We start from the raw sequence: 25399 nt of genomic DNA on the forward strand, positions 1-25399 counted from the left end.
GATTTTTTCACCTTATGGAAATAAATAAATTCCCTGTTGATTCTATTGTTCAGCGGATTATAGTAGATTCACCCAATTATGAAACAGGCCCGCCTCGGGTCACAACCAAGCCCCATAGCTATGTTTGGAATTATCAACTTCGAGACGTTTCTTATTGCAGGAATTTTATTGAACCTGACTCCCGGTGCAGATACCATGTATATACTCGGTCGATCGATATCTCAGGGTAAGAAGGCAGGTATCCTGTCAGCTCTGGGTATTTCTACCGGATCAATTTTTCATATTATTTTTGCTACATTAGGCCTGTCTATTATACTCGCAAAGTCAGCTATGGCTTTTTTGATCGTTAAGTACCTGGGGGCTGCATACCTGATCTATCTCGGGTTCAAGTCACTTGGTTTTAAAGCAAATAGCAAATTAGACCTCGAAACAAAAACCTTGCGTGTCGGAAATATGCGTATATATATGTCAGGAATCCTGACCAATATTTTAAACCCAAAAGTCGCATTGTTTTTCCTGGCGTTTCTACCTCAGTTCATTGATCCCAATTATGCTCAAAGCTCTATTTCATTCCTCGTACTGGGGTTAACCTTTCTATTTACAGGAACCGTATGGTGCCTTATTTTAGCATTGTTTGCATCAAGGCTATCAGATCAGATAAGAAAAAATTATAAGATTAAGCTTTGGCTCGACAGAGTAACCGGCGGAATATTCATCCTTCTGGGCATAAAGCTGGCCTTATCGGAAAGGTAAAGCCATACAAGCCTTTAAAATATCCTTTTTTGGCCAATTGTAGAATTCCTCTATCAACGATCTCGCAAAATATATTACTCAATACAAACCAACACCGGCAACAAATGAAGATTTACATCCTAACATTAGTATCGGCCATTCTCATCACATCCTGCAACAAGACAGCGTCAGACGTCGCTTCTGCCGATACTGCAGAAAGTTCAGGAGCAGATTATACTCAATATGTAAACCCTCTGATCGGCACAAGCAAAATGGGACATGTGTTCCCCGGGGCAACCGCACCTTTTGGAATGGTACAGCTAAGTCCGCAGACCAACTTTGAGGTGATGTACGATGCTAACGGCAACTATAACCGCAAAACTTACGAATACTGCGCGGGCTATCAATATAGAGACTCTACAATCATCGGTTTTGCACATACTAACTTTAGTGGCACCGGCCACTCCGACCTGGGTGACTTCCTCATAATGCCCACCACAGGCAAGCTGATAACCGAGCCCATAAGAACAGACGAAGGCTCAAAGGGGTTTTACTCTACCTTTAATCATGACAAGGAACGGGCAACTCCCGGGTATTACAAAGTACACCTGGATAGCTATGACATTCAAGCTGAGCTGACTGCTACGGAAAGAGTAGGTTTTCATCAATACACTTTCCCGGAATCTGAAGACGCACATATTATTCTGGACCTGGTTTATAATGTATACCACCACGATAATAAGAATGTCTGGACATTCATCAGAGTGGAAAACGACTCGTTAGTAACCGGATACAGGCAAACCAAGGGATGGGCCAGAACAAAAAAGGTGTTTTTTGCCATGCAGTTTTCAAAACCCTTCGTGAGCTATGGACACAAAAAATACGACGAAGTCAAATATGATGGTTTCTACAGAAGATTCGATCAATCTGAAAATTTCCCGGAAATGGCAGGAAAGGATATCCGTGCTTATTTCAATTTCAATACAACTGAGGCTGAAAAGATCATGGTCAAATTTGCTCTTTCACCGGTAAGCACAGCCGGAGCAATGAAGAATTTGCAGGCGGAGGTACCTCACTGGGATTTCAATAAGGTAAAGGAGCAAGCAAAGTCTAAATGGAACAGTGAGCTATCCAAAATTGAGGTGAACACTTTAACTGAAGGTGACAAGATAAACTTCTACACTGCATTGTACCACACCTGCCTCTCTCCGGTCATATATGAAGACGTAGACGGACAATACAGAGGGCTGGATCAAAATATCCACCAGTCCGATGGTTTTACAAACTACACTGTTTTCTCACTGTGGGATACTTACCGGGCGCTGCATCCGCTTTTCAATATCATACAGCCTGATCGTAACAATGACATGATCAAATCTATGCTGGCGCATCACGACCAGAGTGTGCACCACATGCTTCCTATATGGAGTCACTATGCCAATGAAAACTGGTGTATGATAGGCTACCATGCTACTTCCGTGATAGCCGATGCCATGGCAAAAAATGTGGGTGATTTTGATCATGAACGGGCTCTTCAGGCGTCTGTAAATACTGCAAATGTTAAATATTTTGACGGACTGGGCGATTATATCTCCTACCAGTATGTGCCCGATGATAAAAGCCACTCTTCGGTATCTAAAACACTGGAATATGCCTATAATGACTGGTGTATTGCACAAATGGCCAGAAATACAGGACAAGGTAAAACAGAAACCGAATTTTTAAAAAGATCGGAATATTACAAAAATGTGTATGACTACAAGACGGGCTACATGAGGCCTAAACTCGCTGACGGTACCTTCCGCAAAAATTTTGACCCGATGGATACCCATGGCCAGGGCTTTATCGAAGGCAATGCATGGAACTATGGTCTGTATGTACCACAAAACATCGATACCATGATCAATATGATGGGTGGCAAAGATCGTTTTACAGAACATCTTGACTCGCTCTTCACTATGGAAATCGACGACAAGCATATTGAAAAACATGAGGATATCACGCGTGATGGTATTATTGGCAACTATGTGCATGGAAATGAACCCGGCCATCATATACCTTACTTGTATAATTGGACCGGCCACCCTGATAAAACCCAGGAACGTGTTCGCATGATTATGAATACCATGTATGCCCCAACGGTTGAAGGTTTATGCGGAAACGACGATGCCGGACAAATGAGCGCCTGGTATATTTTCAGCAGCCTGGGCTTCTACCCTGTTACACCCGGGTCGCCTTACTATGCCTTGGGAAGCCCTCTGGTAAAAGAAGCCACTCTAAAGTTGAGCAATGGTAAAACGCTGAAAATCATAGCCAACAACCAAAGCATAGAAAACGTGTATGTTGCCGGAGTTACCGTAAATGGAGAAAAGCTTGAAAGTACGCAACTCTCCCATGAGCACCTCATGAATGGTGGTGAGATTGTGTATGAAATGACGAATAAGGTTGAGAAATGAGGCTACTTTGATAAACAGAATATCTAATCAAAAAACACCGCAGTTACTTTTTCCTCTTCATTAAGATTTATCTCATATAAACCCAGTTATTCAGTAACTTCATACGATATTGATTTATGAGTTTTTACCACAGCATTCTCGAAATAAGGGAAGGTGCGTCAAAGAGTGTAATCAAAAATGCATATAGGAAACTGGCTAAACAGTATCATCCTGACATAAGTACAGAAGATAATGCGGAGGAAATGTTTATTGAAATTACCGAAGCCTATCAATATCTTATGCAAGGCTTTGGTACCGAAAAGGGCTATTCATATACAGGTTTTGAAGATACAGTCAACAGCAAAGAGGAACTCCGTCGAGAAAGAGCACAACAGTATGCCAGAATGCAATTTGAGGCTTTCATAAGAAAGAATGATGCCTTTAAAAAGACCTGGTATTATAACCCTGTGAAGTACTTTTCATACACCTTAATCTATCTGATCTACACCGCTTCAATTGCAATGTTTTTATCCCCATTGCTAACCTGGGTATTCATACAGGATGGCAGCTATGCTCTTGGGTGTATTTTACTTGTATTGATAAGTTCACATTTTTATACATTAGCAAGGGCATTTCATAAGGGTGTAAAACCTTATTTTGAAAATTATAGTTAGCAATAGCAAAAAATAAATCAAGATACCTCTCTGTCATATTTAGAAAAGAACTATACTTGCAGTTTTATTTACATCGGCTATTAGAAGGTTAGTGATGTTTTTAGCAACTATTTTTTAAACCTTTGAAACGCCATTATTAAATTATTTCAAATGCACACCATTTTTGTTAAATCTAAATTAAAGCTATTCTTATTACCCCTGATTATTCTTTTTTCATGTGAAGATGACGAGATCGTTGAAATCAAGAAACCTGAAATAACCGTTATTTCACCACATACCGGTCCCTACTCGAGTGATAAGCCAGTAGACATTACAATTGTAGTAACGTCTGAAACAGAACTTAAGGCTTACAGTTATGAAATAATCAATAACCTTTGGCCAGGTTATTATAGTAAACATTCAGGAGTCTTGACAGGCACAAGTGATACTATCAAAGCCACATTTTCGTACAACACAACCACTGAAAAACATTTTGGCCTACACGTAAACGCTTCTGACATCAATGACGAAAAAGCAGAAAAAGTAGTCACTGGTTTTACTGTGAGAGGGTATTAAAAATTGTCTTATAATCAAATATCTATCTCTTTGCTCATACCAAAACTCTATTTTCCTGTACTTTTAAAGTATTACAAATGTTTCAAAAAAATCTTAGTTGCTTTAATTTTTACAGCTTTCCCTTCTATAGCAAGAGCTTAAAACACACTTTCTGTTTCCAGCGACACTTTAAGTAGTTTTCAAAAACCGATCCTGTTACTCAGAAGCATCTTCAGCCAACATCAGATTATGCTGCTATTTTTTTCAGCAAAGTAATGGAAGAGTCGAAGCACAAACATCCATTAGTAAAACGGGGAAAGTACTTACATTCATAGGTGTTCCTCTGGCCATATTAGGAGGGATAATGGTATCAATGCAGATGCTACTTATTACAATTGTACTAATGGCAACTGTGAGGGAGACGCTCAGGGCAGTTTCGGTGCAGTTATTCTTGCAACCGGTATTGGTATAACCGGAACAGGTATAGTTCTGGACTATCGACGTCAATAAATCCAAATAGGAAGTTTCGCCCTCACCTGAGTTTATGTACCGTACCATTCAAGTGAGAGCTATAAATTTTGAAAAACACTGCTAAAGGTGCATTCATCTTTATTGTTTTCATAACTTACCTCTTGCTTTACTACGTAATCAAACTGTGGCAATCACCTATCGTCCTTTTTACAGGTCAAAAATATTAAAATTACTGCAAATAATTGTTCGATAATCAAATATCTATTTAGATTTGCGCCCTATTTGATAAAGAGTCGAAATAAAAACGTTTACACTTTTGGCTCTTTGTGTATAAACAGACCAGGTCAATAAGGCTATACACGTAACTATTTTTCATGACAACCACAATTAAAAGAAAGCTATCGGTTATATTTATTTTTGTGCTTTTGAGCACACTTACTTCCTGCTTTGACATTATCGATGAGATCACTGTAAATGCTGATGGCTCCGGAGAAATAACACTTACGGCCAACCTGAGCAAGAGCAAAACAAAGCTTGCCTCCATCATGCTGCTTGATAGTGTCAACGGCCATAAAGTACCTGCCCGTGAAGATATTGAGCACGCTCTCAACGAAGCTGTAAATTATTTAAAGAACTCGGAGGGTATCTCAAACGTCAGTAAAAAGGCTGATTTTGACAATTATGTATTCTCCATAAGTTGCCATTTCAAGTCTGTAAATAATATTGACAACCTGCTTCAGGAAATCACCAAAAACCTGAAATTCAAGCCATTACTGGTATCTTATGATTTTAATGCCGCAAAAAAGACCTTCTCAAAGAATTATACGTATAAACCTGAGACCAAAGCTGAATACGAAAAACTAAAAAGTGATGACAAGAAGGTGTTTAACGACGCCTCTTACACCTCAATATTCAGGTTTGAAAATGAAGTAGCATCATCTTCCAATACCGCTGCGAAAATATCAAAATCAAAAAAGGCTGTAATGCTGAGAGCTTCAGCGCTGGATGTAATTAACGGAAATATCAATCTTACAAACAAAGTACAATTAAAATAACAACATGAAATATCTTTTATTAATCTGTGCCCTTGTCAGTTTTTCAATAATCCGGGCGCAAGACCTCAGAGACCACATTCCTTCGAATGCATCCTTTGTCGGGAGTATTGACGGCAGCAAACTGCTGGAGTCTGTTGCTATCTCTGAGCTGGATAATTCCAAATTAGGGAAAGAAATGTTAAAGGCCTTTTCTAAAAAAACAGGTCAGGAGCTTTCCACAATCGAAGATATAGGAATAAATACCCAGGCTACTACTTACTTCTATTTTTATCAAACCGACAGCCTTTCTTATACCGTAATGCTTGCACCACTTAGCCAATCGCAATTTTTGGAGCAAGTTTATAAAGACAGTGAAATTACTCAAAAGGGTAACTACAAATATACCAAAGTTGATAACAGTGTATATGTAGCATGGGACAACAGCAAAATGGTCTTCGTATTGGGCAATTATAATGAAGCCTACTTTGCTGACTACGATTTTTCATCGATTGAAGCTGAACTGGCGGAAAATGCTGAGGTAGTAGAAGCCACAGAAGAAGAGGCAATAGTAGAGACTGTAGAAGCTACTGAAGAACCAGTCCGGGAGTTTACCTATGATGACCTGCCTTACCTGTACAACTACTCTCTGCACCTTTATGCCAGTAATTATTATTATTTCTCCGAAGACCTGAAAGCAGCTGCTCAAAACAATAATCCAGATGTATTAGAACAACTGCAAACTCAGGTGGACCAGCTTAAAAATTATGTTGCCGAGGTTGACAGCATCAGCAACCCTGACCCTGAAAACCTGGACAGCTATATCTCCAACAGGGCTTACTTCCTAAAACAGGCTATTTCCAATTTTAAAGACGCAAAAGATAGGGAACGTGCACTGAAGCTTGCTGAAGACGCAACATACCTGAGCGAAACTTTTAAGATTTATAAAAGCCAATACGACGATCCGTTGGTCTTCCTTGATTATTATGATGAAAAAAGGGCTCTGGAATCTCGTTGGACAGAATTTATGCTACATCAGGCTATGACTCCGGCTCAAAAATCTATTGCTGCAAACAAACAGTATACTAATCAGTTTGACAGCAAAGCAGTAGTGAATATCTGGAACAATCATCTGGGAAACACTATGTCAGAAATATACGCTGGCATGTATACTGCTCTTAAAGGATACCCAAAAAGCCTGGACGAAATGATGGGTGGCTACGGAGAGCTATCTGCCAATCTTTATCTGGAGGGACACCAGGCACGCATCAGTGTGGACATGGGGTTGAGTGGCGACTTCGCTGAGATCTATGAGCGGATGGGTGATCAAAAGATCAATTCAAAATTCTTCAAATATCTTAATGAAGATAAGTTTTTAGGGTATATCAGCTACAATGTTAACAGCAGAAATACACTTGAAGAGTACCCTAAACTCCTGGCCAGCACCTACGGCCCACTTCTTGAAGGCAAAATGCAGGATGAAATAGCTATTGGTGCAGACCTCTTTTCATTACTACTCGATGAAGAAGCTGTTGCCAAACTTATTAAAGGAGATGCCATACTGGCTTTCACGGGCATTAACGAAAAAGAGGTAACTTATACGGATTATGAGTATGATGAAGATTACAATTACACTGCTGTAGAAAAAACAAAAAAGGAAAAACTTCCTGATTTCGTTTTTATGGCATCGACTAAGGAAATGGACCTTACTGATAAGCTTATAAACTATCTTGTAAAAAAGGAAATGGCTGTAGCTGAGAATGGTTACTATAAGGTGATCCATAAGCAGCGCGACCTGCCCTTGGAACTGTACTTCGCCATTAAAAACGACATCTTTTTTCTAAGCACATCCGCTCAGGACATGGGCGACATTGTAAACGACAGGTACACTGCCAAACTCTCCGGTAAGCATAAGAAAATGATCAAACAGGGGAATTTCTCAGCCTTCTTTAACGGAAAAAAATTCGGAAAAGATTTTCCGCTTGGTACTAATATGCCTAATATGGAGTTTGCCAGGTATGCGTTGGCAAATGCATCGGATCTCTATTTGAAATCCTCAAAGATCAAAAACAAAAAGATGCACAGTGAGTTGGTTATGGAAGTGCCGGCAAACCATAAAAACACATTATCCTACCTTTTGGATTTTATTGAACACATAGAAAATTAATGAGCAGATCAGGTTTTTTAAAATTTATAATGAGAGCAGCAGTAGTGGTCCTACTGCTGCTCTTCGTTTTTTATGGCTTTTTAAAGTACCGTCAGTATGACTCCTATCATGGCATAATCCACGAAAACGCTGACCTGATCATTAAGATCAACAGTGATCAGTTGATCCGAAAAATAGCATTCAATACGCTTTCCAACCCTTCTTATTACTTTAGTCCTTCACAACAAGACAGCTTGAACGCCGATGAAGATGACGACGATGGCAGAGGCTTTACCCTACCCGCTAATCTTTTTGCTTACACCCTTAAAGGAGACTTAAAGACTTTTTATACTACGTTGAAAGTAAACGATTCATCTGCATTAAGATCATATATTCAAAAAAACCTGGAGATAAACCGCTTTACAACTTCTGAAAAATATAGTTATGCGGCTTCTGACGACGGGAAGATACACATTGCATTTGACCACCAGAGGATAGTTCTGGCTTACACATTCACCGGCAAGGATGTACAAGCTACACTGGAGGATATCCTCTTTCAAACCAAAACTATTAACGCTGACAGCAAAATTATAGCTATTCTAAAGGATGCAGATGGCGATGCCGTAATTATGCAAGATCAAAATATAACCAACGTAGACTTTGACAACGGTAAAGTTACCTTGTCAGGAATACTGAACCTTGCCCCGGAAATAGAGCTTCCCTCAACTTCGTCTTTGACCAAACCGGACACCAGTGCTTCAATTCATATTGGACTTGCCGGCAAAGTGCCCGATCAATACCTGAAAAATTACGAGATCAACCATATTACCATACCTTTGGACAGCCTGGCAAAGGATTACGAAGGCTATCTTGACCTGCGGATAGCAGGAACAGCTACTCAGTATGATACCATTATTACGTACGACTATAATGATGATTTCGAAAAAGTGGAAGTAAAAACTTTGAACGAAAGCCAAGTGCCGGGAGTAAAAGTACTGGTCAGAGGAAAAGCAATCCCCATGATGGAAGTGCTGAAAAAAAACCAGGTCGTGCTCAATAACAAGCTTAACAGAACGGTATTTCCTTTACTGGACATGAATATCAAGACAAAGGGAACGTCTGAATTAGTACTCACTAATATCGATGACCAATTCGAAGCAGACTTAGCCGGTTCTTCGGACTTTTTTATGCTTTATGCCAATTTTCAGCGTATGGCTTCAGAAAACCCTTTGTCCGTTAAACTCGAATACCTGAAAAACCTCAGAACTTTAAACATTAATGCTTCACAGGCAGGAGAAGCTGTTAATATTAAGGGACAGCTGTTGCTCAAAAACAAAGATATCAATGCTTTAATGCAATTGATTGAACTAATTTAACTCAGATGCGGTGTGAAATAAAATTTCTGGTTTGCCTTTGTATTATGGCACCAGCTTTTTACCTGCGGGCTCAAACAATCGCTATAAACTACTCAATCGGAGCGACTGGTGTTTGGGAAAATAATGGATGGGAACCATTAGGAGGCTATCCGGCAGGTGAGGAACAAGATGATTACACCGGCCATAGAAACCTGCAGCTAGGCTTTACCTACAGCCATTTCATAACCAAAAAGCTAACTTTAGAGTCAGGCGTGTATTTCTCTCACTACGATCTCAAAACCCGCATTAGGCACGATCGTCCTTTGCCGTCGCTTATTAATTACTATGAAATTTCTTATTTTACCCTGCCTCTCTCCGCCGACCTTACCTTTGGAAAGTGGTTTTTCCTATGCGCAGGAGCGAGAATTGATTTCTCTCCGGGGAATTCTTCGCTACCCGAAATTGATAAATTCGGATTGGGATTAGAGGCAGGATTAGGTGTACATACATATATTGACAATTTCTACTTCAGGTTCAAGCCTCATATTAGAAACCATGCCATAACCAATTTCAAAAATAAAGATTTGTCATATGACATCTGGAATGCAAATATTGAGATCAGCGTAGGGCATGTACTGAATACTCATAAAAACTAGTTTATGCTGAACTTTCTCAAATCTTTTGATCTACTCGCGAATGACGAACTCAACCTTATAAACAGGTACCTTAAAGCCAGAACATTACAAAAAGGAGAGTATTTTATAAAAGAGGGCAGAATGTGCAGTGAAATTGCATTTGTAAAAAGTGGCATTCTACGATCCTTCTACACCAAAGATAACGGTGAGGAAATTACCTACTGCATCACTTTTGAAAACAACCTTACCACCGCATACTCGTCATACATCACCGGTCAGAAATCCCCAGAAAGCATACAAGCCTTAACCCGTGTTGAACTCCTTGTACTGAAAAAGGAGGACGTTGAAAGAATGTCAGAAAATAACCTGAACTGGATGAAATTATTAAGACACCTGGCAGAGCAACAGTATGTGGAGATGGAGAGAAGGATATTTTCTTACCAGAAAGAAAAGGCCAGCGAAAGGTATATTGAACTGATCAATGAGCATCCCGACTATATCCGGCACATACCGCTGCAGTACCTGGCCTCCTATCTGGGTATTACACCACGTCACTTAAGCAGGATACGCAAGGAGTTGAGTTTATAGACATTTGTCCTGAAGAAAGGAAAAACTCCGCCATACTTTTGCCTCTGTAGATAAAGAGCAAAAGATGAAAAAAATACTAATTATTAATGCGCATCCAGACAAGGAAAGTTTCAATACAGCTTTGGCAAAAGCTTATAAAAAAGGCGCCCTGGCTTCATATGCCAAAGTTGAAGAAGTGTGTATATCAGATTTAAACTTTGACCCCAACCTGCAAAATGGCTATAGGGAAAGGATGGAACTTGAGGATGACCTGCTGGAAGCATGGCAAAAAATCAAAAATGCTGACCACCTTGTTTGGGTTCATCCGGTCTGGTGGGGCGGCTTGCCGGCCAAAGCCAAGGGGTTCGTTGACAGACTTTTTCTGCCCGGTATGGCCTATCAACCCAAACCAAACTCAGTGTGGTGGGATAAACTGCTAAAAGGTAAAACCGCCCGCATCATTACCACCATGGATCAGCCGGGTTGGTACTATTGGTTGGTTTACGGACGTCCCAGCATCAACATGTTGAAGAAAAGTACGCTGGAGTATTGTGGTGTAAAACCTGTTGCAGTGTCCTCTTTTGGTATTGTCAAGACTTCAGATCAGGCGCAGCGTGACAAATGGCTAAAGCAGGCATATCAACTTGGAGTGGGATTAAAATGAAAGGAACCCGTTGTTGAGAGGAATTTCCAACAACCTGTAACCACAAAAAAAATTCTCCCACCTGTTGCTGTCTCCTGACAGCAACATTCCACACTCTATAAGCACCATTTCCCAGAGAATGTACAACTCCAACTAAGCATTCCCCTTCATGGAGGTTCATTGACAATGAACGAAGCTTTACTAGTTCTGAAGGGCTTAGTAAAACAGAAAGCCAGATCAGTGGTACCATAGCAAGTCCACGCCCATTGGTAATATTCTCTAAAAACAGGTTAGCCTGAGTGTACTTAAACTCTAACAGCTACCTATTATGTATTGACTCATTTGCCCCTTCTGATTGCCGTATTTACACCCTCCAAAGGTCAATAAATTCATATAGCTTTGTTTATATCATAAAAATCAGGCCTGTGAAAATTGTATACCTTAAAATTTTGTTATCAATAATCAGACAGGCTCCTAATTATCATTTTTCACCTAAATATTCTAATCATGTTCAATACAGCTTTCAGTAGTTTTTCAGTCAATGACCTTAATGCAGCAAAAGAATTTTACAGAGAAACGTTGAGACTGGATGTTTCTGAAGACAGCATGGGTTTCATAGAGCTAAATATTGCCGACGGGCATAAGGTAATAATATACCCTAAGCCAGATCACTCTGCAGCTGGTTTTACTGTGCTTAACTTTCCTGTTGACGATATTGAAAAAACAGTAGACCAGTTAAGCCAGGCAGGAATCAGATTTGAGCAATATGAGGGACAACTTAAAACCGATGAAAAGGGCATCTTTCGAGGACAAGGCCCAAATATCGCCTGGTTCAAAGACCCGGCAGGAAATATTCTATCCGTAATAGAAGGCGAATAAGTTTTCCTACAACGATTTATTAATATGGTAGAAGTTTTTAAAACCAGTGTGAAAGAACGGCAGGAAGCAGACGCTTTAATCACCCTGATCCACGATACTTTCACGGATGTAATGGCCAATTTTGATCTGGATGACTGCGATCATATACTCAGGATACAGTATAATGACGCAGGAATCCAACCTGACCAATTCATAAAATTATTGAGCGCCGCAGGTTATAACGCTGAAGTTTTACCTGATATAATTCCCTCAATTGACCATACCACACTCTCATATTTTTCCAAAGAAAAAAATTAAACAGCAAACGCTACGGCAGCTTCTTTGTTATACCTGTTTCTATATTCAATAGGCGATAAACCGGTTATTCTTTTAAAGACTGTTCTAAAAGCTTTTGTATCAGAGTACCCTACATCAAACATCACCTCATTGATGTTTTTTCTGCTGGTTTCAAAGCTCTTCTTGGCAGCCTCCACCTTTACCCTTTGAATATATTCCGTAATGGTATTGCAGGTAGCCTTTTTAAACCTTCTTTCAAAACTCCTCCTGCTTAAAGCAAACATCCCTGACAACTGATCTACAGTAATTTTATCCTGAAAATTATCTTCGATATATTCCTGGGCCATTTTGACAGTTTCATCCTCATGGGTTTTCTGTCCCTGAAAAATAATGAATGGCGACTGGCTGGTTTTATTGATATCAATCATAAATGCCTTTGATGTCAATACCGCCATCTCACGGCCTGCATACTTTTCGATCAGGTGCAACAGCAGATTGAGGTAAGAGTAAGCACCTCCGCTGGTGTAGATCCCGTCACTTTCCGTCATGATTTTATCGTCTACCAGCTCCACCTCGGGAAACATCCTTCTGAAATTTTCGGCATGTTGCCAGTGTGTAGCACACTGCTTACCGTCAACCAGGCCGGTAGCTGCAAGAAAATATGCACCTATGCAAAGGCTGGCAATTTCCGCCCCGTGTTTATATTGCTGTATGACCCACGGAATAAACTCCTCATTGTCAAGAAGCACTTTTTGCTGATCTCCATGAATTGCAGGGATCACAATGAGATCCGTCTTTTTTACATCTTTAAGCAACGTATCGGGGTTGATGGTAAATAATCCACTCGCCTGCCTGGTTTCCCTGGCAAGACCTACCAGGTGCACATTGAATAACGGCGGCCTGCCCATTTCGTGCAAAAAGTGATTGACCATTGAAAATATCTGATGGGTACCTTCAATATTCACAAGGCTTGTTTGCCCTTTGAGAATGAGAATGGAAATATGCTTCATAGGAGTATGGTTTAAGTATGATTCACATGATTTTCATAAAGGTAAAGCTACAAAACACCTGTGTCGCAATCAACCCGTCGATTTGCCGTATTTACACCTGAAAGCGGGGTGAATCCCATTTAGTTTATAACCAAGCCGCGGTACCGGGCATATCCACTTTGAATATACCCCGCAGGCCACCCTTGATAACAGGAAGTACTTAGCTAAGCAGGTTACTGCTTACTATTCTGTTAAGGCAAGAAACTGAGTTAGATACTTGGCAGGCTTAATATAACTAAGGGAAAGAAGTAAGTATTGGTTGCATTTTCATACCGGTCATCACTGGTAACGCATCATTTCTTTGGCTTAAGCGGTCTCACTTCAATATCCACGTGGTGATAGTTGGCCTGTGTTTCCAGGCAGTGAATGATGGTACTAGCAATATCCTCGGGCATCATCATACCGTCATTAACTTGCACTGAGTCTATTTTGTCGAAGAAATTGGTCTTTACGGAGCCGGGATAAATGCAGGTGACTTTTACTCCAAAGTTTCTTAACTCCTTGTACATGGAGTGCGACAACCCTGTTACAGCATGTTTGGTAGCACAGTAGGCCGACATATGCGGTATCCCGGTATTCCCGGCTATAGATGAAATATTGATAATATGTCCTTCATCATTGCTTTTCATTTTAGGGATCACCAACCGGCTACAATAAAATATACCATCAACATTGGTTTCAAACATCTGCCGCCAAAGTGCCGGATCAAGGTTTTCTACTCCTCCTTCATAACCCAGGCCTGCATTGTTGATCAGTATTGCAATGTCATCGCCCAGATCTTTCACTGTAGCTTCGTAGGCATCATTTACCTCCTTGATATTCCTGACATCAGTTTTATAAAAATGAAAGTTATCATCAGACAGATCAGGTGCCGTTCTTCCCCAGCCTGCTACCTTACAACCTCTTTCCAGCAGCATTTTTACTGTAGCCAGTCCTATTCCTTTACTTACACCGGTTACTATGGCTGTTTTATGCTCTAACTTCATTTATTTCTTTCAATAGTAAACTGTACAAGCTGGCTCAATGAGGTCTTGTATTGGGAGTCTTCAAAATCATTCAATATTTCCATAGCTTCATGATAGTACTGCTGCATCACTTCCTGAGCGTACTCAAGCCCTCCTGAGGCTTTTACAAAATCTATGATCTCGTTGATCTTCCGGGTATTGTCGTTGTGGTTTTTAACCAGGTTTAATATCCTTCTTTTCTCCATCCATGATGCCCGCTCCAACGCTTTAATTAAAGGTAAGGTCATTTTCTTTTCTCTTATATCAATCCCCAGTGGCTTGCCCACTTCTGTTTCTCCATAGTCAAAAAGATCATCCTTAATCTGGAAGGCCATGCCAACCTTTTCCCCAAAGAGCTGCATCTTCTGCACGGCACCGTTTTGATTTCCAGCCGAAGCCGCACCTACGCCACAGCATGATGCAATTAAAGAAGCCGTCTTCTGCCTGATGATCTCATAGTATACTTCTTCAGTAATGTCCAGACGACGAGCCTTCTCCATTTGCAACAGCTCACCTTCGCTCATCAACTTTACTGCATCCGATACTATTTTCAGCAGATCATAATCACCATTATCTACGGAAAGGAGTAAACCTCTGCTTAACAGGTAATCACCAACAAGTACCGCTATCTTATTTTTCCATAAGGCATTTACTGAAAAAAAGCCCCTGCGATAATTGGCATCATCTACCACATCATCGTGTACAAGTGTTGCGGTATGCAGGAGTTCTATCAATGATGCACCCCGGTAAGTCGATTCGGAAATGCTGCCACACGTGCCGGCACTGAGAAAAACAAACATAGGTCGCATTTGCTTTCCTTTGCGCTTTACGATATAACTCATTATTTTGTCAAGCAACAATACTTTAGTCTTCATAGAGGCACGGAATTTCTTTTCGAACTCCTCCATCTCTGAAGCTATTGGGGCCTTGATATCTCGTAGTTTTAAAGCCATATGGACGAATGAGGTACAATAATACTGACGAAATAACCCTAATCAAAATATTAAAATGACTAACTCTCTGAAAATCCATGGTGATATTGTTTTAGACAGCCGGCATCATAAAAAAAAGATATTGGTCGATGTGCGGTACACGGATGATCACCACAAAAAACCGGTAGTACTTTTCATACATGGTTTCAAGGGTTTTAAAGACTGGGGCCATTTCAATGTATTGGCAGATGAAATGGCAAGAGCTGGCTATGTGTTTGTGAAGTTCAATCTTTCCCATAATGGAACCACCCCCGAACATCCGTCAGATTTTGTTGATCTTGATGCTTTTAGTGAAAATAACTTCAGTATTGAGCTGGATGATGCCGGCACGGTCATAGATTATTTATTTTCAGCAGATTGTACCATATCCTCTTCTGAAATGGATACCAATAAACTATTTTTGATGGGTCATAGCCGGGGTGGAGGTTTGGCTTTGTTGAAAACCGCCGAAGACGACAGGGTAATGGCGGTGGTCACCTGGGCAGCAGTTGCTGATTTTAACAGATGGACAAAAGAGGTGTTAAAGGATTGGCAGCAAGAAGAAGTTAAATATATTCTGAATGGCCGTACAGGACAGGAAATGCCCATGAAATACCAGATTGTAGAGGACCTTGAAAGAAACCATGACCGGTTAAGCATAAGCAAAGCCGTAAGTAACCTGAAAAAACCTGTACTCGTGGTACATGGCACCGATGATGAAACTGTAAACGCTAATGATGCAGAAAAAATACATGAGCTGGCTAAAGAATCGGCACTGCTTTTAATTGACAAGGCAAACCATGTATTTGGGGCAAGTCATCCTTTTAATGAAGATAAACTACCTTATCATGCTCAACTGGCGTTTGATCGCACGCTTGATTTTTTTGAATCCTTAAGAAATATATGAACATAAAAACTCTACTACTGGACAGCGATTCTAAATTAATAGAATATGTTGTCATTCCTTTTTTAATACTTGTGATCGCTTTCATCTTATCAAAGATATTGAGAGCGTTATTAAACAGATTCGTTACAGGAGCTTCATCTAAGCTCAATGTAGACCCTACAAAATACAATTTCCTTAAAAACGCCGTCAGTTTTGTAATCTTTACGCTCGCGGTGGTGGTAATATTCCAAACCATCCCTGCCCTGCGTGCCTACGGAGTTACGCTCTTTGCCAGTGCCGGTATATTGGCTGCCATTGTAGGTTTTGCCTCACAATCAGCCTTTTCTAATATTATCAGTGGTATATTCATTGTCATTTTCAAACCTTTTCGTGTTGGCGATCTCATCAACATCGGGGAGACACATGCCGGCACTGTAGAGGACATCACGTTGAGGCATACCATAATCAGAAATTTTGAAAATCGCCGGATAGTGATCCCCAACTCCATTATCAGTGAGCAGACCATTACCAATTCAACACTTACAGATGACAAGACCTGCATGTTTATTTTAATGAGCATCAGCTATGATTCTGACATTGACCTGGCTATAAAAATAATGCAGGAGGAAGCCATGGCACACCCCTTACATATTGATAACCGAACGCAGGAGGAGATTGACAACAACAATCCCGATGTGGTGGTCAGGTTACTAAGCTTCGGAGACAGTTCCGTTAATCTTCGGGCTTCTGTATGGGCAAACCACCCTTCCGATGGTTTTGCTATGAAGTGTGACCTGCACAAATCCATTAAAGAGCGGTTCGACAGAGAAGGGATAGAAATACCCTTTCCGCATCGTACTATTGTTTACAAAGAGAAAAAAGAAAGCTGATGCAACTTCCACGAATAAACAAGCTTACCAAACTCATAGGTATTAAAAACCCTAAGGCAAAAGCAGGAATGCCTCCGGGCACTCTCATTTTCATGGGCGATAAGCTCACTGAAAAATCGCAGGTAGACCTGATATCCTACGATAGCCAGGACATTATAGAGTTCTGCAGTAAAAGCTCGGAAGATGTACTGGAACAGCTTAACTCCGGCAAGGTAAACTGGGTAAACATTGACGGCCTTCACAATGTGAAATTAATAGAGGAGATTGGTGAACATTTTAAACTCCACCCTCTCTTGATGGAAGATGTACTTAATACGGAACACCGCCCTAAAGCTGAAGAATATCAGGAACAGATATTTTTTACACTAAAAACCCTTTATAATTTAACTGACGAGAATATTACATACGAGCAGATCAGCTTTGTATTGGGCAAAGATTACCTCTTATCCTTTCAGGAAAAGGAAGGTGACCTTTTCGAAGGTTTCCGGGACCGCTTGAGACAAACGGGCACAGGCAAAAACAGGGCCCGCAGCAGAGGCGCCGATTATTTATTTTACAGGCTCATAGATACGATTGTAGACAGCTACTATATCATACTGGAGAAGGTTGGAGAGCGTATAGACATCCTGGAGGATGAGGTGTATGATGAGCCTACCAAAAAGACTCTCCACGATATCCAGCAATTGAAAAGAGAGCTGATCTTTTTGAGAAAAAGCGTATACCCATTGAGGGAAGCATTGAGCAAGATCACAAAGGGAGAATACCACCTCATCAAAAAAGACACCTTGCCTTTCTTCTCCGATGTTTATGATCACACGATACATGTTATCGAAACCCTTGAAACTTATCGAGACCTGGTCACCAACCTTACAGATATGTACATGACCAGCATAAGCAATAAAATGAATGAAGTTATGAAGGTTTTGACCATCATGGCTACAATCTTCATTCCGCTCACTTTTATAGCCGGTGTTTATGGCATGAACTTCCAGCATATGCCTGAGCTAAACTGGAAATACGGCTACCCGGCAGTCTGGGGCATTATGATTGCCACAAGCATCGCCATGATCATTTATTTTAAACGTAAAAAATGGCTTTAGCCGTAAAGATTAGATGAAATCAATCCTTATCCTTATCGTTGTCCTCACGGCCGCTACCTTAACCTACGGACAGACTCCTGAAGAACTTGCAGACCTCCAACTGGATGGATATAACAACCGTGATATTGAGACCTTTCTTTCTGCTTACAGCGACTCTGTAAAAGTCTACAACTTCCCGGCTACACTACTTTATACAGGGAAGGAAAATATGCAAAAAAGATACAGTGATATGTTTGACAAGATGCCAGACCTACACTGTGAGCTGGTCAACCGGATAGTGGAAGGCCATACGGTAATAGACCACGAAAATGTGATTTTCGATAAGTCTAAACCGGCCATGAGAGCTATTGCTATATATAAGGTAAGTGAAGGAAAGATTCAGGAGGTTTATTTTATAGTAGATCAATCCAAATAGATTTTGGCTGTTACTCTCTCTTCCGTGTAATCAGCATTACCGAATAGCAAACCTTTGCCTATTAAACATTATTGTCAATATCCCTTTCACCGTAAACCTGTGATGATTAATTTCATAGGTGACGTTTATCAATAATAGAAATGAAACAAACTGGTATTTACACCCTTTTATTTATTGCCATTTATTTACTCTTGCCCTTTCATACTCAGGCCCAGCCAGACGAAGGCCTGCGTAAAATCATCGAGAACAAAGAATACAACATCGATGGACAGCCATTGTTTTGCAAAAAGACCCTGCCTGAATTTTACTATAGCCGAGGCTTTGAGCGTGCATGGACACATGAAGATAACATTAATGAGCTAATAGAACAGATCAAGCTGGCTTCGGAGGAGGGGTTACAAACCGAGGATTATCATTACGAGTATCTTAAGGAGAACTTCAAAGGCCTGAAAAGCATGACCCCGGCTCTGGATGTGTTGCTTACTGATGCTTATCTGCTGTATGCCTCTCACCTGCTTTCCGGTAAGGTTAATCCCGAAAAAATCGTTGCGGAATGGCAGGTAAACAGGAAAGAGACAGACCTCAAGATTCTCTTAAGCGGGTCTCTTGAAAATATTGAAATTGCCAGAAGCCTGAACGGTTTAAAACCTAAGTACAAAACATACGTCAGGTTAAAAAGAGCCCTCAGGCTGTATCGGGAAATTGAGACAAAAGGCGGATGGCCCGTAATAGAGGGAGGAGAAACATTGCGGACAGGTATGACAGACCCCAGAGTTGAGCAAATAAGGAATCGCCTTTTTGTCACCGGCGATATCAGCACTACCCATACCGATAGCGTTAATTTGTTTGACAGCACTATTGAGGAAGCCATTAAAACATTTCAGAGAAGGCACGGCCTGGAGCCTGATGGAGCTGTTGGCAAAAGTTCTCTGGCCATACTCAATGAGCCTGTAGAAAAAAGAATAGAGCAGATTATTTTAAATATGGAGCGCTGCCGCTGGTTACCCCTTGACCTTGGTGAACATTATATTTTGGTAAATATTGCCAACTATGAGCTGGAAGTAATTAAAAATGGCAAACTGGAAATGGAAATGTCGGTGGTAGTTGGTAAACCCTATCGCAAAACACCTGTTTTTAGCAATAAAATGATGTACCTCGTATTTAATCCTTACTGGACGGTACCACCCACCATTTTTGCCAACGATGTGCTGCCGGCTATCAGGAAAAATGTAGGCTATCTCAGAACACAGAATATGAAAGTTATTAGCGGAGACACTGAAATTGACCCTTCTTCGATTGCCTGGGCAGAGGTAACCCCCAAAAATTTTCCTTACCAGATCAGGCAGGACCCCGGGCCTAACAATGCCCTGGGACAGGTAAAGTTTATATTCCCTAATGCTTACAACGTTTACATGCATGACACCAATCACCGCGAATTATTCAGCAAAACAGACAGGGCCCTGAGCTCCGGTTGTATAAGGTTATCAAAACCTATCGATATGGCAGAGTATGTGCTGAAACACCATCCTGCGGGATGGACGAGGGAAAAAATCGACAAAACAGTCGGCAAAGAGAAAAACCTTACCGTTATGCTCTCCGAGGAGATCTATGTCCATCTGCTTTACTGGACATCATTTGTAGACGAACATGACCGGATAAATTTCAGGAAAGATATTTATGAACGAGATGGTGTATTGTGGAAGGCCATGCAGCAAGGCCCGCCTTCCATTTAATATTATAGCGAAAAATCAGCCTGGCTTAGTACATCATAAGCAGAGGCCTCGTTGGCCAGCTTTGAATTTGCCAGGTAATTTTTGTCCGGATAATAAATGAACATGCAGCTTTTATTAGCCAGCTTTTTAATGATCTCCTTATGCCCTTTCATAGGTATGGAAGGGCATCCGAAACTTCTCCCTATTCTTCCATAGCTCTTGGTATATGATGGGTCAACGTAGTCAGCACCGTGCATGACCACCGCTCTCTCACGTGCATTATTATTGAAGCCCGGCTCAATACCGTCAAGCCTTAAAGAAAGACCATGCTTACCATAATAGGTCTCTCCTGTAATGTAAAAGCCGAGACTGGAACTGTTGGAATTAGGCACATTGGAAAACTTGGTTGCGAATTCATTTCCGGTATTTCGTCCGTGCGCTACCAGTGAATGATGGATCACTTTGCTTTGCTTCAGATCTATGATCCAAAGACGCTTTTTGTTGGAAGATAAGCGAAAATCAATAAGTGTAAGCAATCCCGAATTGGAAAGCCTGTTTTGCTTTTTCAGGTTCAGGTAACCTATAAGCCCTTTTTTGTAAATATCGAAGTCTGGTTTTTTACCTTCAAACTGAAGTTTGCTGTAGCTGTTTTGAATAAAACTGCTTAAAGAGGAGATGTTTTCATCAAGTTTGATACTGTTGGAAAAAGAATTGCCCGCTAGCAGGAGCACCAAGCCGGTGAGAACTAAAACTTTCTTCATAGAGGAATACAACTTTAATAGTACTTAATTTGAAACGATCCGCCAACCTTGACTGCAACGACAGCAAAGGAAAAATAATTTCCATTTGCAAAAAATATTTCAAAAAACTCAAAAGATATGCTCATGAATACACTAGGGCCGGTATGTAGTAACATCCTGTAATAATATTTTTTGCGGGGAGCAAATGGAGGCCTGGCCACTGATAATAGGTTGTGCTTCCGGAGGATAAAAACGTGTGACGACACTTATTTCAGGTCATCAGGGTCTACGAGTTTATTGCGCAGCAGTTCCCGCATTACGATCTCCGTCATATCACTTTTGAAAGCAAATTCGTTTCTAATATCAGAAACATAGGCTTTTAATCTCATTTTCAGGTATGACCTGCGCTCTTTTACCTCGTTAAAAAAGAGTACTACGATAGGTTTATTTAGATATATGAACCTGGAAACCTGGGCTGCTTCTATAGCTATCTGGCGCACACTTTCGGTATCTACCGTTATCGGCAAATATATCTCCGCCACTACCTGGCAGTCTGCAGCACCGCTATTGGAGTTGGATACTGACTTGTTCATCAGCTCCCCGTTCGGTATGCTCACCAGCGAATCATCCGGCGTTACTATCCGGGTTGACCTCAGCCCTATTTCCACTACTTCGCCATAATATTCCCCTGCTTCAATTTTATCTCCTACCTGAAAGGGTCTGTCAAAAAGGATCATAATGCCTCCAAATACATTTTTCAGAATATCCTGAGCGGCAAAGCCAACAGCAATACCGATAGATGCGGTAACAGCCAGAACAGTAGCAATTTTAGGCCTGAAGATGCCTGCAATAACAATAAAGATTACGAAAAGCCAGATCGATATCTTCACCACCGGGATCAGCCCTTTGATTGTAATTCTGTAATTAGTGCTTTTCTCGGCAAGCTTTTCCAGTATAGAGCCTAAAAACCTTACAAAGACAAAACCGATGAGGATAAATATGATGGTCCAGAATACTTTCCCCAAAGAGATAATTTTTGAGATCTGTGGCAGGTCATCTTTTACACCTTCAACCACATCCCTCTCTACCTGGTCTAATTCAGAAGAATCAGCCTTTACAATTTTCACTTCCACACTATCAACCGGCACCACAACCAAAGCCCTGGAAACAGTATCATTCTCTTCCTGGGCAAATCCGCTAATGCCGAATGCAATCAGCAGAAAGTATAGTATGATCAATCTTTTCACGTTGCTAATGAATTATGTTTTTCATTTTTAACATCGACACTGTTTGTCTGTAAAGCAATGGGTTAATCTGATATTCGTTTTTATTCAGTACTATAATCCCATCTTCAAACATGGGCTGCAAAACAGCTCTGGCTTTCCCTGGCGAATAGCCAGTAACCTTACAAAACCCTTCTTCACTCATGCCATCATGAAACAACAGGCTGGCCAGAGCGAAAACCTTATTGGCAGGCAGATTATTCATAAACGAAAAGTCTTTGTCCTTCATGGAGCCTATCACTATAGTGTTTCCCGTAATCTCCTTGGCAGACCTTAGCCAGTATATTAAAGCGAGGCTTACATTGCTCTTGGCTATTTTATTCAAATTATTGAAGTAGCTGTCACGTAAACCCGCCTGCTGTTCGGTATCACTTAGTTTTTTAAACTTTCTCTGGTTAAGGTCTGATGGTGCCGGCTCAAACCGTATGTTATAACCGCTTACTTTGTGTCGTTTATTGATCATGTTAACAATTGCCTGGTTATCAAAATCCTTAAGCGGTATATGGTAACTGAAATGGTCAGATAAATTAATTGTTTTGTGTAGGTATTCCCAGGCATACCGGGTTCCACCCACCACCCAAAAGGTATATTTGCTGGTATGGGAGATCAACTCGGAAAATAGCCTTAATGCAGCAAAACCACTTACTCGCTTCAGGTAAAGCTTTTGAATATTCTCAAGTACTACCACGCGCTTTTGCTGGTTAAGGAAAACGATCAATTTATCGAACGTATCAAACTTGCTATCGAACTGCAAGGAAAAGAAGCTGAGCATTTCAGTGGGAGTCTCCACATGACCTTCAACAGAAAAACGGTATACCTTACTACTGGTGGTCAGGTCATTGAGAAAAAAATTCAGCAGGGTTGTAACTCCACTACCCTTTTCTCCGGTTATTACTACCGAAGCAAAACGTCCTTTGGTCCAGTTGTTATACGCATTGTTGAGTTGCAGCATCTCCGTTTTTCTCCCCTCAAAGAAGTTAACATCCGTCAGCGGGTCAGTTCTGAAGAGTCTTTGATAAACAAAGGGAAGTTTTCCTATGGATTTTTCAGTTTCGGCGAGGAAGTCTGCCAGCTCGGTGGAAATATCCTTTTGCTGACCAGTTATACCAATCTTTTTGGACGTCTCCATCACAAAAGCAGCCACTTTTCTGTACCTGGTCCTGATATAGATCATAACCGTGGGAAGGAAATTCCTGATGTTATGTACCAGCTTTTCCTTAAACCGCGTACTGCGATCCAGGGCCTTGCCCTTAGCTATCCGTACGCGTATGTCATAAATATTCTCATTGTTGGTAAACTTGATGAGGCTGCCATTAAACTTTTCAAGTCCTCTGTAAAGATCGTCATCAATGGATTGCTGTAGCCCTTTTAGTTTATCCGAGATTGTCTCTACTTTTTCAATAGTCCGTTCGATCCCCTCTGCTGCTATCCGGGCCGGGTCGTCAGACCTCGCATCGTCATCAAATAGTGACAGCGCCGACTCCAGGTTAAATTCAGCTATCTGCCCTACATCTATAATATCATTCTGGACCTCATTGAGGTTGTCTGTAATCGACAGTTTAACTGATTTGAGTATTTTTTGGAATAGTGGCCATGACTCAAAATTGATCAACTCATACGGAGACACGAAGTTTAATGCGTTCGTTCTTATGGGTTGGTCATAAGCCTCACCCTTCATTACGGACCTGCGGGTAGAGATACCCTGGATGAGCCGATCTGTTTCCGATTCCAGATTATTTACTAACGCAGGGAAATCCTGGGCAAGTATGAGATCGTTGGCCTCGGGCAGAAGAGAGGGTGTTAACCGTTCTCTGAGGTTACCCAGCTCACTTTTAATTAGCTCTTTTAAGTCCTCACCTTTCTGATGGTCTCGAAGGTGCATTCTTGTATCTTCAAGTACCGATTTAATTTCATTCAGTTTGCGGGAAGTAACTATTTCAAGCCTTGTTTTCAGGTTTTCCCGGGTGTTGTAGTATACCTCCAGGCTGGTATAAATGATAACATAAATCTCAAGGTCTATTTCCCAATCATCAGACAAGACCAGCAGTGTGTTATTCCATCCATTAACCAGCGACCTATAGTGGCTTTTCAGCGATCTGTGCTGTTTTTTTATCTTCCGTGAACGGAATCTTCCGTTGGATATCTCAATAGTCCCTGTTTTTTCATAGGCCGTCGAGTACTGTTCAAAAATACGGGTGTATATAGCGTCTGCCTCTTCCTGTAGTTCATTTTTCAGCTTACGAAGGTGAGCCACTACATCATGGATGCGTGCAACGATTGTCTCATCTACTATATAGGCATGCTCCTCCCCATGTAAATAAGCTTCAAAGGCTCTATCTATTTTACTGTCAACCTCCCAGCAAACTTTTGACGATATGGAAAAGTCCTGGTACATCCTGGTGAGAAGTACCTGCAATTCTGTTGGCAGTTTCTCCTTTAAGTAGTATGTGGTTAGGTTTCTCAGCCTCACCCGATGACGCCAAGGCCTTAACGGAACGGTTTGCTTTTTGAAAAGCCTTCGAAAGCCATTACGTGTTTTTTCCGGCCATTTTGAAATAGTGTAAAAGAATCTTTTCCACCATTTACCAAACCTGAGCAGTGCTGAATCACCTTGCTGAGGCTCAAATCGCTTTATGTTCTGAGGTAGATCGACCACCTCTGCAAGTTGGTCTGTATATTCTTCGGCGTGGAGGTTAAAAGAAGTAAAATCGCTATCAAAATTGGCCCTCTCCGGTAATTCAAACCTTTGTTCCACAAGGTCCAGCAGGGCACGCTTGTAGGTACAGGTTTTTCTGAGGCCATCGGAAATCAGATCTGCCTTTAGTCTTTCTCCTGCAATTTTTCTTTGCAGTGCTTCAACCTTTTCAAGAAAACTAACCTGAGCTTCGATCTTCGCATGGAGTACTGCCACAAAGTCGTCCTCAACGATAAGCTTAAACTTATTATATTGATCTTTTAGCTCAGTATTCAT

23 protein-coding genes are annotated in these 25399 nt (G+C 41.0%); 17 read left to right on the forward strand and 6 right to left on the reverse strand.

Annotated elements, in window-relative coordinates; genetic code table 11:
• Positions 1-120 precede the first annotated feature (120 nt).
• The 12 genes from LVD17_RS01630 to LVD17_RS01685 all read left to right on the forward strand — a co-directional run bounded on the left by LVD17_RS01630 (position 121) and on the right by LVD17_RS01685 (position 12399).
• Positions 121-753 (forward strand): LysE family translocator, encoded by a 633-nt coding sequence (locus LVD17_RS01630; RefSeq protein WP_233764333.1) that lies wholly within the window; start codon positions 121-123, stop codon positions 751-753.
• A gap of 104 nt (positions 754-857) precedes the next feature.
• Positions 858-3188 (forward strand): GH92 family glycosyl hydrolase, encoded by a 2331-nt coding sequence (locus tag LVD17_RS01635; protein WP_233764334.1) that lies wholly within the window; start codon positions 858-860, stop codon positions 3186-3188.
• 116 nt (positions 3189-3304) lie between these two features.
• The gene (locus tag LVD17_RS28755; RefSeq protein ID WP_233764335.1) at positions 3305-3841 is read left to right on the forward strand and encodes a DnaJ domain-containing protein; all 537 of its coding nucleotides are present in this window, start codon (positions 3305-3307) and stop codon (positions 3839-3841) included.
• Positions 3842-3991: 150 nt separating this feature from the next.
• On the forward strand, positions 3992-4396 hold the full coding sequence (locus LVD17_RS01645; protein ID WP_233764336.1) for a hypothetical protein: 405 nt from the start codon (positions 3992-3994) through the stop codon (positions 4394-4396).
• A gap of 824 nt (positions 4397-5220) precedes the next feature.
• A complete protein-coding gene (locus LVD17_RS01650) occupies positions 5221-5901 on the forward strand; it encodes a hypothetical protein (protein ID WP_233764337.1) in 681 nt (226 codons plus the stop codon).
• Positions 5902-5905: 4 nt separating this feature from the next.
• Positions 5906-8044, forward strand: a complete 2139-nt coding sequence (locus LVD17_RS01655; RefSeq protein WP_233764338.1) for a DUF4836 family protein — start codon at positions 5906-5908, stop codon at positions 8042-8044.
• Positions 8045-8073: 29 nt separating this feature from the next.
• Positions 8074-9399 carry a hypothetical protein gene (locus LVD17_RS01660; RefSeq protein ID WP_233764339.1) on the forward strand — a complete coding sequence of 442 codons (1326 nt, stop codon included), beginning with the start codon at positions 8074-8076 and terminating at the stop codon, positions 9397-9399.
• A 44-nt stretch (positions 9400-9443) separates the two neighbouring features.
• Entirely contained in the window at positions 9444-10034 is a 591-nt protein-coding gene (locus LVD17_RS01665; protein WP_233764340.1) for a hypothetical protein, read from the forward strand.
• Between the two features lie 3 nt (positions 10035-10037).
• The gene (locus LVD17_RS01670) at positions 10038-10601 is read left to right on the forward strand and encodes a Crp/Fnr family transcriptional regulator (protein WP_233764341.1); all 564 of its coding nucleotides are present in this window, start codon (positions 10038-10040) and stop codon (positions 10599-10601) included.
• 64 nt (positions 10602-10665) lie between these two features.
• Positions 10666-11244 (forward strand): NAD(P)H-dependent oxidoreductase, encoded by a 579-nt coding sequence (locus LVD17_RS01675; RefSeq protein ID WP_233764342.1) that lies wholly within the window; start codon positions 10666-10668, stop codon positions 11242-11244.
• Positions 11245-11730: 486 nt separating this feature from the next.
• Entirely contained in the window at positions 11731-12102 is a 372-nt protein-coding gene (locus LVD17_RS01680) for a VOC family protein (RefSeq protein ID WP_233764343.1), read from the forward strand.
• Positions 12103-12126: 24 nt separating this feature from the next.
• Positions 12127-12399 (forward strand): hypothetical protein, encoded by a 273-nt coding sequence (locus LVD17_RS01685; protein WP_233764344.1) that lies wholly within the window; start codon positions 12127-12129, stop codon positions 12397-12399.
• Here LVD17_RS01685 and LVD17_RS01690 read toward each other — a convergent pair.
• The 3 genes from LVD17_RS01690 to LVD17_RS01700 all read right to left on the reverse strand — a co-directional run bounded on the left by LVD17_RS01690 (position 12396) and on the right by LVD17_RS01700 (position 15384).
• Positions 12396-13388: a GlxA family transcriptional regulator gene (locus LVD17_RS01690; protein WP_233764345.1), complete on the reverse strand. Its 993-nt coding sequence runs from the start codon at positions 13386-13388 to the stop codon at positions 12396-12398. The genes LVD17_RS01685 and LVD17_RS01690 overlap by 4 nt on opposite strands.
• Before the next feature lie 332 nt (positions 13389-13720).
• Entirely contained in the window at positions 13721-14413 is a 693-nt protein-coding gene (locus LVD17_RS01695; RefSeq protein WP_233764346.1) for an SDR family oxidoreductase, read from the reverse strand.
• Positions 14410-15384 carry a polyprenyl synthetase family protein gene (locus tag LVD17_RS01700; protein WP_233764348.1) on the reverse strand — a complete coding sequence of 325 codons (975 nt, stop codon included), beginning with the start codon at positions 15382-15384 and terminating at the stop codon, positions 14410-14412. The genes LVD17_RS01695 and LVD17_RS01700 overlap by 4 nt, the downstream gene beginning before the upstream one ends.
• Before the next feature lie 55 nt (positions 15385-15439).
• On the opposite strand from LVD17_RS01700, the gene LVD17_RS01705 reads away from it, so the two are divergent.
• From LVD17_RS01705 to LVD17_RS01725, 5 genes are all read left to right on the forward strand, one after another.
• Positions 15440-16309: an alpha/beta hydrolase family protein gene (locus LVD17_RS01705; RefSeq protein WP_233764349.1), complete on the forward strand. Its 870-nt coding sequence runs from the start codon at positions 15440-15442 to the stop codon at positions 16307-16309.
• Positions 16306-17178, forward strand: a complete 873-nt coding sequence (locus LVD17_RS01710; RefSeq protein ID WP_233764350.1) for a mechanosensitive ion channel family protein — start codon at positions 16306-16308, stop codon at positions 17176-17178. Before LVD17_RS01705 ends, LVD17_RS01710 begins: the two co-directional genes overlap by 4 nt.
• Positions 17178-18278, forward strand: coding sequence for a magnesium/cobalt transporter CorA (corA, locus tag LVD17_RS01715; protein ID WP_233764352.1), 1101 nt, complete (start codon positions 17178-17180; stop codon positions 18276-18278). Before LVD17_RS01710 ends, corA begins: the two co-directional genes overlap by 1 nt.
• 13 nt (positions 18279-18291) lie before the next feature.
• Positions 18292-18693 carry a nuclear transport factor 2 family protein gene (locus LVD17_RS01720; protein ID WP_233764353.1) on the forward strand — a complete coding sequence of 134 codons (402 nt, stop codon included), beginning with the start codon at positions 18292-18294 and terminating at the stop codon, positions 18691-18693.
• Positions 18694-18833: 140 nt separating this feature from the next.
• Entirely contained in the window at positions 18834-20426 is a 1593-nt protein-coding gene (locus tag LVD17_RS01725; protein WP_233764356.1) for a L,D-transpeptidase family protein, read from the forward strand.
• A 2-nt stretch (positions 20427-20428) separates the two neighbouring features.
• On the opposite strand, the gene LVD17_RS01730 is transcribed toward LVD17_RS01725, so the two are convergent.
• The 3 genes from LVD17_RS01730 to LVD17_RS01740 form a co-directional block, all read right to left on the reverse strand.
• Complete coding sequence (locus LVD17_RS01730) at positions 20429-21166, reverse strand: murein L,D-transpeptidase catalytic domain family protein (protein WP_233764357.1); 738 nt, start codon at positions 21164-21166, stop codon at positions 20429-20431.
• 245 nt (positions 21167-21411) lie between these two features.
• On the reverse strand, positions 21412-22392 hold the full coding sequence (locus tag LVD17_RS01735) for a mechanosensitive ion channel family protein (RefSeq protein ID WP_233764358.1): 981 nt from the start codon (positions 22390-22392) through the stop codon (positions 21412-21414).
• Positions 22393-22396: 4 nt separating this feature from the next.
• Positions 22397-25399, reverse strand: a complete 3003-nt coding sequence (locus LVD17_RS01740; RefSeq protein ID WP_233764359.1) for an ATP-binding protein — start codon at positions 25397-25399, stop codon at positions 22397-22399.

Source organism: Fulvivirga ulvae, from assembly GCF_021389975.1.
In the GTDB taxonomy this organism is placed as follows: Bacteria; Bacteroidota; Bacteroidia; order Cytophagales; family Cyclobacteriaceae; genus Fulvivirga; species Fulvivirga ulvae.